Genomic DNA, 14,116 nt, shown 5'->3' with positions numbered 1-14,116 from the left:
CGGGCGGCGCGCACCATGCGGCTTAGGTACTTAGGTAATCACCCGATAGCACGGCGTGTAGGCCTTGCCCGGCAATTTCATCCGGCTTTGCGCGACGAACGACGACAGCAGCGCGTCCATCGGCCCCATGATGGCGGCGTCACCGTGAATTTCGAAGTGACCGAATTTTTCGATGGCGCGAATGCCTTCATCCTTGACGTTGCCCGCCACCACACCCGAAAACGCGCGCCGCAGGTTGGCCGCCAGCAGGTGCTTTTCCTGGTTCTTGTGCAGGGAGAGGTTGCGCATGTTCTCGTGCGTCGGCCGGAACGGTCGCTGGAACTCCTCGTCGATCTTGAGCAGCCAGTTGAAATAATAGGCATCGCTGCGCGATTTGCGGAATTCGCGCACCTGGCGGATCCCCAGCTGCATCTCCCTGGCCACCATTTCCGGATCGTCGATGATGATCTTGTAGCGCTTCTGCGCTTCCTCGCCCAGGGTATCGGCGATGAACTGGTTAATCTGGATGAAGTAGTCGCGCGCCGTTTCGGGCCCCGTGAAAATGAGCGGATACGGCATGTCGGCGTTATCCGGGTGGAGCAGGATGCCGAGGATGTACAGGATCTCTTCGGCGGTGCCGGCGCCGCCCGGGAATACAATGATTCCGTGCCCGGTGCGGACAAACGCTTCGAGGCGCTTCTCGATGTCCGGCATGATCACCAGGTCATTGACGATCGGGTTGGGCGACTCGGCCGCGATAATGCCCGGCTCCGAAATGCCCAGGTAGCGCCCGCCCGCCAGGCGCTGCTTGGCGTGCCCGATGGTGGCGCCCTTCATCGGCCCTTTCATCGCGCCCGGACCGCAGCCGGTGCAGATGTCGAGGTCGCGCAATCCCATCTGGTAGCCGACTTCCTTCGAGTAGTTGTATTCGATCCGGTTGATCGAGTGTCCGCCCCAGCACACCACCAGGTTCGGATTGCGCTGCGGCTGCAGCACATCGGCGTTGCGCAGGATATGGAACACCGAATCGGTGATGCCTTCCGTGCGCGACATGTCGAACTTGGGATTATCGGTCACTTCACTGCTGATGAAAACGATATCGCGCAGCACCGCGAACAGGTGTTCGTGAATCCCCTTGATCATCTTGCCGTCGACGAAAGCGATCGCCGGGGCGCCCTTGATCTCCAGCTTGATGCCGCGTTCGCGCTGTACGATGCTGATTTCAAAAGATTTATAGCGTTCCAGTAGTTCTTTTCCATCGTCGATGGTGCTGCCGCAGTTCAGGACTGCGAGCGCGCAGTTGCGGAAGATTTGATACAGGCCACCCTGGCTGGTGTCGAGCAGTTTGAAGACTTCGGCTTTCGACAGCACTTCGAGCTGGCCTTCCGGCGAAATCAGGGTATCGACAACGTCATGTTCCATAGTACAAATCCTTTTCGAATCGGTGTAACAAACAAGCCTGCAATGCCAATATACGACAACTCGCCGCTCTTGGGGGACACAACTGCCGCTGTGCTTGCGCAGCCTCGTTTGATGTCGTAATTAGCACATCTGGCAAAAATTCGCTGAGCATAGAAGATTTACATTAAAATGCGACCCTATTGGAAAACCGGGGTCACGAGCCGCGGCTGTCCATATGATTTATCCAACCATAACCATATTCAGGAGAAACCGCATGAGCGGTGCCGCTAACACACCCCACCAGGAAGTCGCTATCCCGGAATTCAAGCAGATCTTGGGTCATCCAAGTCCGCTCTGGATGTTGTTCATGACCGAATTTTGGGAACGTTTTGCGTTCTACGGCATTCGCTGGGCACTCGTGCTATATATAGTCACGCAGTTCTACGGCGGCGACGCCAGCGGCCAGCAGGCCGCCAACCTGACCTATGGTTCCTACCTCGCGCTGGTGTACGCCGGCGCCGTCTTCGGCGGTTATGTAGCCGATAAGATCATCGGCTACCAGCGCTCGATCCTGATCGGCGCCGCCTTCATGGCCGCCGGCCTGTTCGCCATCACGATCCCGAACGAAGATGTGTTCAAGCTCGGTCTGGCCACCATCATCGTCGGTAACGGCCTGTTCAAACCGAACATCTCGACCATGGTCGGCAAGCTCTATACGCTCAATGACACGCGCCGCGATTCCGGCTTCACCATTTTCTACATGGGCATCAACGCCGGCGCCTTCCTGGCGCCGATCTTTACCCAGGTCCTGGCCCAGAAAGTGTTCAACACCGGCGACATCCCGGCCTACAAGGTCGTGTTCTTCGCTTCCGGTATCGGCATGATCATCAGCCTGGTATGGTTCTTCTTCGGCCGCGCCACCCTCAAGGGCATCGGCGCGCCACCGGCGGAAGACAACAGCCCGAAACGCATGATCATGGTGGTCGCCGGCGCCTTGCTGGTCATCCCGGTCATGTTCTTCCTGCTCAAGGCCGGTGCCGGCAATCTGCAGATCGTGCTGACCATCCTGTTCCTGATCCTGGCCGGCATGCTGATCGCCGAAGGCATCCGCGACGGCAAGGTCGCGCGCGACAAGACCTTTGCGATGATGATCATCTTCGCCTTCAACATCCTGTTCTGGATGTTCTTCGAACAGGCAGGCAGCTCGTTCACCTTCCTGGCCGAGAGCATCGTCGACCGCAAGGACGCGCTGTCCTTCATCACCGCCCCATTCGGCATGAGCGAATTCCCGACCGCGTGGTTCCAGAGCGTGAACTCGGTGGCCATCATCGCCTGCGCTCCGCTGATCGCGTGGGTCTGGGTCGCCATGGGCAAAGCCAATCCATCGATTCCGCGTAAATTCGGCCTGGGCATCATCTTCAACGGCCTCGCCTTCGGCCTGCTGATGTACGCGCTGACCTACCTGGTCGATCCGACCTACGGCAAGATCCCGTTCTGGACCCTGTTCGCGGTCTACTGGGTCCAGTCCATCGGTGAGCTGTGCCTGTCCCCGATCGGCCTGTCGATGGTCACCAAGCTCGCGCCAGTGCGCCTGGTCGGCCTGGGCATGGGCGGCTGGTTCCTCTCGACCGGTATCGGCAACAACCTGTCGGGCATTTTCGCCAGCCACGTCAGCGGCGAGTCGGGCATGTCGATCGCGTCGGCACTGTCGGGCTACACCCAGGGCTTCATGTGGCTGATGATCGGCGGCGTGCTGCTGTTCCTGCTCGCACCATTGATCCAGAAGCTGATGCACGGCGTGAAGTAAGCGCAGTAGCACCATGAACAACGGCGGCCCGCGGGCCGCCGTTGTCGTTTACGTGCGCCTTCCTACGCGCTTTGATCGAGCGCGCGCTGCATCTCGTTCATCTCGGCCACCAGCCAGGCGCGAAAGCGCTGCACCTTGGGCATGCTCTCCTTGCTGCGGTTGACCATGAAGCGGTAGCCGCTGCCGAACGGCGCGCTGCGGCAGCTGATCTGCCGCAGCGAGCCTTTCAGGATATCCTGGAAGGCGATCCCGTACGCCACCAGCGCAATCCCCTGCCCCGCCACCGCCGCCTGGGCCAGCACGCCCCAGTGGCTGTAGCCGCGCGAGAAATCGTATTTACCCTTCAAGGCCTTGTTCTCGTTGAGCAGCTGCAGCCACGACTCGGTCGAATTCTCGTACAGCAGCGGAAAATTGGGCAAGTCGGCCAGGGTCAGTTCGGCCTGGCCGGGCGAGAGCAGGTCCGGACTGTACACCGCGATCAGGCGTTCGCGGAACAGCAGCGCCGGATCGCCATCGCTCACCGGTCCGTAGCGCACCGCCACGTCGCTGCTGTCGTCCTCCAGGTCGACCGGCGCATCGTTGGAATCGAGCCGGATATCGAGTTCCGGATACAGCTTGGTGAACCTGTGCATGCGCGGCACCAGCCACTTGATGGCAAACGAATGGGTGGTCGAGATGCGCAGCACCGACTCCTCGTCGCCGCCTTGCAGCGCGCCCACCTTGGCGCGCAGTTCGGCCAGCATGCGCGCCACCACCACCGCCAGTTCCTGGCCCTTGGCGGTCAGGGTCACATGGCGCGCATGGCGGATGAACAGGGCGAAGCCCAGGTTTTCTTCGAGCTGCTTGACCTGCTGGCTGATCGCCGCCGGGGTCTTGTGCAGCTCCTGCGCCGCCAGCTTGAAACTGCCCCAGCGCGCCGCGCAGTCGAAGTCGACCAGGCCGGAGAGCGTTCGCAGGGGCTTCATGCATACGCCATGACTAAGATTTTCTTGCTCATCGGTTCAATTTTTCTCGGTTGTTGATTCGCCATACTAAGCAGAAAATATACTGAGATCAACAAGGGAATGCAATGCGCAAGAATATATTGGTGATAGGCGGTACCCGCTACTTCGGCAAGCTGCTGGTGCAGCGTCTGCTCAACGCGGGTCACCAGGTAACAATCGCCACACGCGGCCATACACCGGACCCGTTCGGCGCGCGCATCACCCGCATCAAGGTCGACCGCCGCAGCAAGCACGCCATGCGCGCCGCCTTCGCCGGCACGGCCGGCTACGACATCGCCTACGACCAGATGTGCTACAGCCCGCTGGACGCGGCGATTGCCGTCAAGGTCTTCGCCGGCAAGGTCAAACGCTACATCGTCGCCTCCACCATCGACGTCTACCGCGAGCTGCTCGGGCAGCAGGATGCGCCGTTCGCCGAGACCGACATCAACATGCTGGCGCAGCCGATCGACACCCGCTATCCGTGGCACGACACGCGCCTGGCCACCGAGAGCTACGTGGCCGGCAAGGTGCAGGCCGAAGCCTATCTGTACCGCGACGGCTCGCTGCCGCTGGTGACCGTGCGCATCGGCCATGTGCTGGCCGGCGCCGAAGACTTTACCGGGCGCCTGGCCCATTACGTCGACCTGGTGCGCCAGCACGCGCCGCTGCGCTACGCGAATGCGGCCGCCGCAAGTTCCTTCATGAGCGCCCAGGGCACCAGCAACTTCCTGCTGTGGGCCGGCGCCCAGGAGTTTGTCGGCCCGGTCAACGCGGCCTGCGACGGCGGCCTGTCGGCGTTCGACCTGGTCCAGCGCATCGGCATGCTGCTCGAAGTACCGGTGCGCGCGCTGCCGGCCAAGCACAATGTCGCGGCCGGCGAACTGAGCCCCTTCGACTATCCGGCCCAGTACATGATGAACACCGCGCGCGCCGCGCAGCTGGGCTATCGCTTCGGCCACAGCGACGACTGGCTCGACCACCTGATCCTGCAGCACGACCTGGCCTTCGTGTGAGCGGCGGCGGCCCGGTAGTTGCCAACCGGCAGCGCCTCCGCCTATAATGCGAATAATTCTTATTCTCTTTTAGGTGATGGTCATGTCGGCGGCCGAGTCCATTCCGCAGCAGCACGCTCATGCAGTACACATACTGTATAGCGACCATCACGGCTGGCTGTCCGGCTGGCTGCGCAAAAGACTGGGCTGCGCGCACAACGCGGCCGACGTCGCGCAAGACACTTTCATGCGCATCATCGCCTCGCGCGACGCCCTGCTCGGGGTCGACCAGCCGCGCGCCTGGCTGGCCACCACCGCCAAACGCCTGATCATCGACCGCGCGCGCCGCCAGGCGCTGGAACAGGCCTACCTGGCCGAGATGGCCCTGCTGGCCGACAGCCTGCCCTGCCATCCAGCGCCCGACGAGACCCTGATGGCCCTGGAGGCGCTGGACCAGATCGGCGCCGCCCTGCAAGCCATTTCCGCCAGGGCGCGCGAGGCCTTCTTGCTGCATTACCTGGACCAGCAAACCCACGCCGCCATCGCCGCCCAGCTCGGGGTGTCGACCCGCATGGTGCAGAAATACCTGGTGCAAGCCCTGCTGGAATGCCGCAGCCAGTGCGCGGCGCTGGCGCAATGAGGCGCGATCCGATCGCCGCCCAGGCGGCCGCCTGGATCGTGCGCCTCACCGATGACGACCATGCCGAGCGCGCCCGCGCCCACGCCGGTTTCAGCGCCTGGAAGCTGGCCGACCCGCGCCATGCCGCGGCCGCCGCCAGCATGGAAGGCTTGCTCGGCCAACTGGGCGAGGTGCGCGCGCAGGCCGGCGGCAGCGCCAGGCCGGCCCGCGCCGCGCTGGGCGCCGTGCCGCCCCAGAAGCCAGCGGCCAAACGCGCGCGCCGCGCCGCCGCCGCACTCGGGGTCGCGCTGGCGCTGCTGGCGGGACCGGCCTGGCTCACCGCAAACACCTATCAACCCGCCTGGCTGCTGGCCGACCTGCGCGCCGGCGCCGGCCAGTGGCACACCCGCACCCTGGACGACGGCAGCCGCATCACCCTGAACGGCGCGACCGCCGTCAACCTGCGCTTCGACGCGCGCGCCCGCACGCTCGAACTGGTGCAGGGCGAGATCCTGGTCGATGTCGCCAAGGATGGCGCGCGCCCCTTTGTGGTCGAGACGCCGCAAGGCAGCATCCGCGCGCTCGGCACCCGCTTCGCGGTGGCGCGCCAGGGCCAGGCCACGGTCCTGAGCATGCTCGAATCGCGCGTGGCGGTGCGCGCCGCCGGCCGCGAGACCATCGTCGGCGCCGGCCAGCGCGTGCGCATCGACGCCGCCGGCGTCGGCGCGCCGGCGCCGATCGACCCGGCCAGCATCGACGACGCCTGGCGCCTGCACCAGCTGGTGGTGTCCGACCGTCCGCTGGCCGAGGTGCTGGCGCAACTGAACCGGCACCGCGGCGGGCGCATCGCGTACGACCCGGCGCAGCTGGCCGGCATTCGCGTCTCCGCCGTGCTGCCGCTGGACGACACCGACCGCGCGCTGCGCCTGCTCCAGGAGAGCTTTCCGCAACTGCGCATGCGCAGCGTGACGCCATGGCTGGTACTGGTCGATACGAAAAAAGAGTGATTTTTTCCGAACAGCGGTTCCGGTTTCGTTTTTTGCTTCGTCATGTCAATGAAACCAATCCACAAGGACGCATCGACATGTTTACAACCTCCCGCTCGCGCCGCCTGCGCGCCTCCGTCATCGCCATCGAACTCCTGTGCGGCGCCTTGCTCAGTGCCGGACCGGCCCTGCACGCCCAGGCCCAGACCCAGCAACGCCAATACAGCATCGCGGCCGGCCCGCTGGCCGATGCACTGAACCGCTACGCCCAGCTGACCGGGGTCGCCATCGCAATCGATGCCGCCAAGGTGCACGGCGTGCGCAGCGAAGGCTTGACGGGCAGCTACGGCGTCGAACAGGGCTTCGCGGTCCTTTTGCGCGGCACCGGCTTCGCACTGGGCAAGTCGGGCGCCGGCTACATCCTGGTTCCGGCTGCGGCCGCCGTTCCTGCCGCCCCGGCCACTGCCCCAGCCCAAGCCATGAGTGAAATCAAGGTCAGCGCCCAGGCCGCGCGCAGCGCCACCACCGAAGGCAGCACCTCCTACGCCAGCAACACGGTCACCCTCGGCAAAGGCGAGCTGGCGCGCAAGGACATTCCGCAATCGATCAGCGTGCTCACGCGCGAGCAGATGGACGACCAGGGCCTGGTCGACCTGATGGACGCCGCCAACAGCATCACCGGCGTGGTCGGCGCCAAGGGCGTGGGCCAGGGCATGGTGATCAATTCGCGCGGCTTCCAGATCGATTCCTGGCAATACGATGGCGTGCCGATTCCGCGCAACACTTATGCGCTGGGCAACTGGGGCACCGAAGGCCTGGTCTATTTCGACCGCGTGGAAGTGCTGCGCGGCGCCGCCGGCTTGCTGCAAGGCACCGGCAGCCCCGGCGGCGCGGTCAACCTGGTGCGCAAGCGCGGCCTGGCCGAACGCAGCGTGGCGCTCACCGCCCGCGCCGGTTCCTGGGACCACGCCGGCGTCCAGCTCGACGCCGGCAGAGCGCTCAACGCCGCCGGCACCCTGCGCGCGCGCGTGGTGGCCGATGTCGACAACAGCCATTCCTTCATCGACCAGGTGTGGGAAAAGAACCGCGCGCTGTACGCCGCGCTGGACGTCGACATCAGCCCCGACACCAGCCTCGGCCTGGCCGTGAGCAACACCGACAACCGCACGCGCCCGATGGTGCGCGGCCTGCCGCGCTATCCGGACGGCGGCGACATTGGCCTGCCGCGTTCGACCTGGGTCGGCGCCCGCTGGAACCGCGCCGAAATCGAACAGACCACCGTCTTTGCCGACCTCAGCCATCGCTTCAACGCCAACTGGACCCTCAAGGCGGCCGCCGTCCACATGGATGAAAACAATTCCTCGGTGCACCAGCGCATGCACGGCAAAGTGGCCCTTGACGGCAGCGGACTGGACTTCGCCGACTGGTCCACCGATTTCAATTCGACCAAGCTGGGCGCCGATCTGTACCTGAACGGCCGCTTCGACGCCCTCGGACTGCGCCATGACGTCATGCTCGGCGCCAATTATTCGAAATACACCTCGGACGACCGCTTCGCGCGCACCTTCACCCCTGGCGGCAACATTTTCAACATCGACCACGCGCGCCCGTGGATGGATTTCGACACCATCGTCGCGCGCGGCGGCCGCGCCACCTACGCCAACTACGATGTCCGTCAAAAGGGCATCTACGGCAGCTGGCGCGCCAGGGTGAGCGAGTCGCTGACCGCGATTGCCGGCGCGCGCGTGAGCTGGTACGACGAGCTCTACCGCCAGCCGCGCGTCAACCAGCAGAGCACGGTCACGGCCTCGGGCAAGGTGACGCCGTACGCCGGCCTGGTGTATGCGCTGAACCCGCAATGGTCGGCCTACGGCAGCTATACCAGTGTGTTCGAAACGCAGTCCGGACGCACGGTCGCCGGCCAGGCGCTCGACCCTGTCATCGGCAGCAATATGGAAGCCGGCCTCAAGGGCGAGCTGATGGACGGCAAGGTCAATACCTCGCTGGCCATGTTCCGCTACGACCACAAGAACCGCTCGGTGGCCGATTACGCCGCCGGTTACGCCTGCGATGGCTGGTATTGCGACAAAACCAGCGGCAAGGTGCGCAGCCAGGGCGTGGAAGCCGAGGCCAGCGGCGCAGTACTGCCGGGCCTGGAACTGTCGGCCGGCTACACCTGGAACACCACCAAGTTCCTGCGGGACGCCGACAACCAGGGCAAGACCTTCAGCCAGTGGACCCCGAAACACATGCTGCGCGTATGGAGCCGCTACCAGTTGCCGGGCGATTGGAACAAGCTCAGCGTGGGCGCGGGATTCAGCACGCAAAGCCATACCATCGGCTACGAACGGACCTTCAAGGTGCCGGGATTCAGTGTCTGGAGCGCGCGCCTGGCCTGGCAGCTCAAGCCGGAGGTGACGCTGGCGCTCAACGTCAACAATCTGTTCGACAAGCGCTACTACATCCCGGCCTTCAACCAGACCGACGGCAACAATGACTACGGCACGCCGCGCAGCGTCATGTTCAGCGTCAAATACACGCCCGCGCTGTAAGCCATGACGCTCAGTCCCAACCTGCAAATCTGCTCGCGCCTGCTCGCGGCCGTGCTCGGCGGCTATGCCGTCGCCGCCGCGCTGGCGGTGTTCCTTGGGGCGCTGTTGCCGATGGCGCGCGCCGAAGCGGTCCTGATGGGCACCTACGCCAGTTTCGCGGCGTACACGGCGGCCATTGTCTGGGCCTTCTCGCCGCAGCCGCTGGCGCGCGTCTGGCTGACCCTGGCGGGCGCAAGCGCCGTGCTCGGCGGCGCCGGCATGCTGCTGGCACGCGGCGGGAGCGGCGCATGAAGGCCGGCTGGCGCCAGTCCATGGCCTGGCTGCACACCTGGTGCGGGCTGTGGTTTTCATGGCTGCTGTATGCGATTTTCCTGACCGGCACCCTGGCCGTGTTCGACGAGGCGATCACCCACTGGATGTCGCCCGAGCACGCGCTCGCGGAGCACGCCGCCGCGCCGCCGGCGCCGGTGGCGGCCTCCGAGCGCGCCCCACGCCTGGCGCTCGGCGCGGCCTTCATGGCAAAAGCCCATCCGCGCGCCGACATGTGGGAAATCTGGCCCATCAACCGCAACGACGACAACGCGCTGAGCGCCTACTGGTTCAACCAGCAAGGCGGCTATGCCGAGGCCCGGCTCGACCCGGCCAGCGGCGTGCCCATCGCCCCGGGCGCCGCCGGCAAGCCGGTGCGGCCGACCCTGGGCGGGCACCACTTCGTCGACTTCCACTACGAACTGCACGCCGGCCGGGCCGGCCTGTGGATCACCGCCATCGCGGCCATGGCGATGCTGGTGGCGCTGGTGTCGGGCATCGTCACGCACAAGCGCATCTTCAAGGACTTTTTCACCTTCCGCCCCAACAAGGGCCAGCGCAGCTGGCTCGACGCGCACAACGCGGTGGCGGTGCTGACCCTGCCCTTCCTGTTCATGATCGCCTACACCGGCCTGACCATTTCCAGCGTCACCCTGATGCCGGCCCCGCTGCTGGCCCGCTACGGCCCCGGCGCCGACAACATGAAACAGTTCCTCGCCGACCTGGGCGGCCCGGCCAGGCTGGCGCGCAGCGGCAAAGCGCTGGCCGTGCCCGACCTCGAAAGCTACGCCGCGCGCGCCGAAGCGCTGATCAAGCAACCGGTGCGCTGCATCGTCATCGACAACCCCGGCGACAGTTCCATGCGCATCGGCGTCTACGGCTGGGACAACCAAGCCGAGGCCATGACCCGCATCGCCAACACCACCGGCATGGTCTCCTTTTCCGCCGCCAGCGGCGCGGTGCTGGCGGTGCGCCAGGGCGGCCAGGTCGACGGCGGCGCCGCCTCGCTGACCCGGCTGGCGATGGGCAGCCTGCACATGGCCAGCTTCGGCGGGCTGGCGATCCGCTGGCTGTATTTTGTATGCGGCCTGGCCGGCACCGCCATGATGGCCACCGGCGCGATCCTGTTCATGGTCAAGCGCCGCAACAAGCATGGCGCCGAATTCGGCACCGCCACGGCCCGCGTGTACCGCCTGGTGGAAGGGGTGAACGTGGCCGCGATTGCCGGCCTGGCCATCGCCTGCGCCGCCTATCTGTGGGCCAACCGCCTGCTGCCGCCGGATCTGGACCAGCGCGCCGGCTGGGAGCTGCGGGTCTTCTTCGGCGCCTGGCTGGCGGCGCTGGCGCACGGTTTGCTGCGCGCGCCGGCACGCGCCTGGCGCGAACAGCTGTGGGCACTGGCCTGTTTGTGCGCGCTACTGCCGCCGCTGAACTGGATCACCACCGGCGACCATCTGGTCGCGCAAATCGGCGGCCGCGCCGACTGGGAAAGCGCCGGCGTCGAACTGGCGGCGCTGGTGGCCGGCGCGCTGGCGGCATGGGCCGCGCTGAAACACCGCGGGAGCACGACATGAGCAATACCCTCATCGCCGGCGCTGCGGCGCTGGGCCTGGCGTACGGCGGCATGACGCTCCTGTGCCTGGCGATGGACCGCCATCATCAACAGGCATGGGGGCGCGAACCGTCGCGCCGGCAGCGCGTCGGGCTGCGGGGCGGCGGCGCGCTCCTGCTGGCGCTGGCGCTGCCGCCCTGCGTGGCGGCGTGGAGCGCGACCGTGGGCATCGTGCTGTGGCTCGGCTTCCTGTCGGCCGGGGCGCTGCCGCTGGTGTTCCTGCTGCCGTACGCGCCGCGCGCCACGGCGTGGTCGGCGCTGCTGCTGGTGCCGGCCGCGCTGGCCGGGTTGATGTGGCTCCCATGAAAACGGGGCCATAAAAGCGATCGACTATAATTCGCCGGGACTGGGCCGTCACTCCTGGCACGGCCCGCACTGGCGGACATTGTTTTGACTACAGACTCCTTACCCAAGCGCTGGTTGACGCGCACATTCATCATTCGCGCTGTGCTCCTGTCAATCGCCGCCGGCCTGCTGGCGGTGCTTGGCCTGCTCGGCTACTTCTACGGCGTGATCGTACCGCGCGTGCCGGCCATCGACGCCGTGGTCGACTACCGGCCCAAGATCCCGCTGCGCATCTACACGGCCGACAATGTGCTGATCGGCGAATTCGGCGAAGAACACCGCGATTTCCTGGCGATCGAGAAGGTGCCCGCCATGATGAAAAACGCCGTGCTGGCCATCGAAGACACGCGCTTCTACTCGCACGGCGGGGTGGACTGGATTCGCGCGGCCGGCGCCGCGCGCGCCAACCTGCGCGGCGGCTTTCGCGAAGGCGCCTCGACCATCACCATGCAGGTGGCGCGTAACTTCTTCCTCACGCGCGACAAGAAACTGGGGCGCAAGGCCGACGAAATCGCCCTCGCCTTCAAGATCGAGGCCGCGCTCAAGAAAGACAAGATCCTCGAACTGTACATGAACCAGATTTTCCTGGGACGGCGCTCGTACGGCTTTTCCAGCGCCGCCCAGGCCTACTTCGGCAAGCGCCTCGACCAGCTCTCGATCGCCGAAATGGCCATGCTGGCCGGCGTGCCGCGCGACCCGGTCGGCAACAACCCGGCGGTCAATCCGCGCAACGCCAAGAAGCGCCAGATGATTGTTCTCAGGCGCATGCGCGAACTGGGCTACCTCGACGACACCCAGTACGCCGCCGCCAAGGAAGAACCGATGCGCATCGCCGCCAAGCGCCAGGAATTCGACATTCACGCCGAATATGTGGCCGAACTGGCGCGCCAGGCGGTGTTCGAACAATACAGGGACGAGGCCTACACGCGCGGCATCAGCGTCTACACCACCATCCTCAAGGCCGAACAGGACGCCGCCTACGACTCGCTGCGCCGCAACGTGCTGGCGTACGACCAGCGGCACGGCTACCGCGGCCCGGAGTCCTTCATCGACCTGCCCTCGGACGCCCAGGAACGCGCCGACGAGATTCGCGAAGAACTGCGCAAGCGCCCGGTCAGCGACGGCCTGGCGGCCACCGTGGTGACCGAAGTATCGGGCAAGCTGGTCGCGGTCGAAACCATGGACGGCGAGCGCATCGAGATTTCCGGCGCCGGCCTGCGCTTCGTGGCGCCGGCGCTGGCGCCTGCCGCCAAGGCGGCCATCAAGCTGCGTCCGGGCGCGGTGGTGCGCATCGCCCAGGACCGGGTCAAGGATAAAGACAAGGACAGCAAAACCTGGTCGATCGTCCAGTTGCCGCAGGTGCAGGCCGGTTTCGTCGCTATCGACTCGGCCACCGGCGCCTACCACGCGCTGGTCGGCGGCTTCGATTATGGCCTGAACAAGTACAACCACGTGACCCAGGCCTGGCGCCAGCCAGGTTCGGCGATCAAGCCGTTCGTGTATTCGGCGGCGCTGGAAAAAGGCTTTTCGCCGGGCACCCGCATTCTCGACGAAGCGCTGTCGATGCCGAGCGGCGCCAACGGCGCCACCTGGAGCCCGCAAAACGACGACGGCAAATTCGATGGCGAAGTGAGCATGCGGCGCGCCCTGGTGCATTCCAAGAACGTGCCGACCGTGCGCCTGCTGCGCGCCATCGAGGTCGGCTACGGCCATGAATACCTCGGCAAGTTCGGCTTCGACCTGGCGCGCCACCCGAAGAACCTGACCATGTCGCTCGGCACCGGCGCCGTCACGCCGCTGCAACTGGCGGGCGCGTACGCGGTGTTCGCCAACGGCGGCTTTTCGGTCAAGCCCTACCTGATCGCCAGGATCACCGACGGCAACGGCACCATCCTGCTTGAAACGCCGGCGCCCGCCGTCGCCGACGAAACGCTGCGCGTGATCGACCAGCGCAACGCCTTCATGGTCGACAGCATGCTGCGCGACGTGACCCGCTTCGGCACCGCTGCCGGCGCCACCCGGGCGCTGGGCCGCAACGACCTGGCCGGCAAGACCGGCACCACCAGCGACGCCTTCGACGGCTGGTTCGCGGGCTACGCCGGCAATGTGGTGGGCGTGGCCTGGATGGGCTACGACGATCCGCGTTCGCTCGGCGGGCGCGAGTTCGGCGCCACCCTGGCCATGCCGATCTGGGTCGACTACATGCGCGCGGCGCTCGACAAGCGCCCGGCCAAGGAACGCCCGGCGCCGGAAGGCGTGCTGCGCGAGGACGACGACTGGATCTATGCCGAATACGCGGGCAGCAGCGAGTTCAAGACGATCGACATGAACGAGCTGCCGGCGCTGCCGGACGATGGCGCGGAGCCGGGCGAACCTGGGGAGCCGGGTGAGCCGGGCCAGGCGCCGGCGCCAGGCACGCCGGCCGCGCCGCAGCCGCAGTTCAACCACGGCGCCGAATCGCAGGCGGGGGGTTAAGCGCCCGCTTCGCATTTCGCTTCCGCGTTCGCCCTTTGCCAGCTATGATGGGA

11 protein-coding genes are annotated in these 14,116 nt (G+C 65.9%); 9 read left to right on the top strand and 2 right to left on the bottom strand.

From position 1 onward, the window contains the following. Positions 1-30: 30 nt before the first annotated feature. On the bottom strand, positions 31-1,401 hold the full coding sequence (gene ppnN / locus F2P45_RS23000; RefSeq protein ID WP_166880271.1) for a nucleotide 5'-monophosphate nucleosidase PpnN: 1,371 nt from the start codon (positions 1,399-1,401) through the stop codon (positions 31-33). Positions 1,402-1,615: 214 nt separating this feature from the next. On the opposite strand from ppnN, the gene F2P45_RS22995 reads away from it, so the two are divergent. Beyond that, the gene (locus F2P45_RS22995; protein WP_441295249.1) at positions 1,616-3,187 is read left to right on the top strand and encodes a peptide MFS transporter; all 1,572 of its coding nucleotides are present in this window, start codon (positions 1,616-1,618) and stop codon (positions 3,185-3,187) included. Positions 3,188-3,249: 62 nt separating this feature from the next. Here F2P45_RS22995 and F2P45_RS22990 read toward each other — a convergent pair whose 3' ends face one another. Further along, a complete protein-coding gene (locus F2P45_RS22990) occupies positions 3,250-4,152 on the bottom strand; it encodes a LysR substrate-binding domain-containing protein (RefSeq protein ID WP_166880267.1) in 903 nt (300 codons plus the stop codon). A gap of 122 nt (positions 4,153-4,274) precedes the next feature. Between F2P45_RS22990 and F2P45_RS22985 the strand changes: the two genes are divergently transcribed. The 8 genes from F2P45_RS22985 (at position 4,275) to F2P45_RS22950 (ending at position 14,063) form a co-directional block, all read left to right on the top strand. Continuing rightward, positions 4,275-5,186 (top strand): Rossmann-fold NAD(P)-binding domain-containing protein, encoded by a 912-nt coding sequence (locus F2P45_RS22985; protein WP_370663298.1) that lies wholly within the window; start codon positions 4,275-4,277, stop codon positions 5,184-5,186. 76 nt (positions 5,187-5,262) lie between these two features. Beyond that, the gene (locus tag F2P45_RS22980) at positions 5,263-5,805 is read left to right on the top strand and encodes a sigma-70 family RNA polymerase sigma factor (RefSeq protein WP_308613713.1); all 543 of its coding nucleotides are present in this window, start codon (positions 5,263-5,265) and stop codon (positions 5,803-5,805) included. Continuing rightward, a complete protein-coding gene (locus F2P45_RS22975) occupies positions 5,802-6,791 on the top strand; it encodes a FecR family protein (RefSeq protein WP_166880262.1) in 990 nt (329 codons plus the stop codon). Before F2P45_RS22980 ends, F2P45_RS22975 begins: the two co-directional genes overlap by 4 nt. Before the next feature lie 77 nt (positions 6,792-6,868). Beyond that, a complete protein-coding gene (locus F2P45_RS22970; protein ID WP_166880260.1) occupies positions 6,869-9,322 on the top strand; it encodes a TonB-dependent siderophore receptor in 2,454 nt (817 codons plus the stop codon). Between the two features lie 3 nt (positions 9,323-9,325). Then, positions 9,326-9,613 (top strand): hypothetical protein, encoded by a 288-nt coding sequence (locus tag F2P45_RS22965; RefSeq protein WP_166880258.1) that lies wholly within the window; start codon positions 9,326-9,328, stop codon positions 9,611-9,613. Next, positions 9,610-11,205 carry a PepSY-associated TM helix domain-containing protein gene (locus tag F2P45_RS22960; protein ID WP_229505244.1) on the top strand — a complete coding sequence of 532 codons (1,596 nt, stop codon included), beginning with the start codon at positions 9,610-9,612 and terminating at the stop codon, positions 11,203-11,205. The genes F2P45_RS22965 and F2P45_RS22960 overlap by 4 nt, the downstream gene beginning before the upstream one ends. Next, the gene (locus tag F2P45_RS22955) at positions 11,202-11,549 is read left to right on the top strand and encodes a DUF3325 domain-containing protein (RefSeq protein WP_166880257.1); all 348 of its coding nucleotides are present in this window, start codon (positions 11,202-11,204) and stop codon (positions 11,547-11,549) included. The genes F2P45_RS22960 and F2P45_RS22955 overlap by 4 nt, the downstream gene beginning before the upstream one ends. Before the next feature lie 132 nt (positions 11,550-11,681). Further along, complete coding sequence (locus tag F2P45_RS22950; RefSeq protein ID WP_370663300.1) at positions 11,682-14,063, top strand: penicillin-binding protein 1A; 2,382 nt, start codon at positions 11,682-11,684, stop codon at positions 14,061-14,063. Positions 14,064-14,116 lie beyond the last annotated feature (53 nt).

The organism is Massilia mucilaginosa (genome assembly GCF_011682145.1).
Classification (GTDB): Bacteria; Pseudomonadota; Gammaproteobacteria; order Burkholderiales; family Burkholderiaceae_D; genus Telluria_A; species Telluria_A mucilaginosa.
The sequence above is the reverse complement of the archived record's forward strand: the minus strand, read 5'-3'. Positions and strand labels throughout refer to the sequence as shown.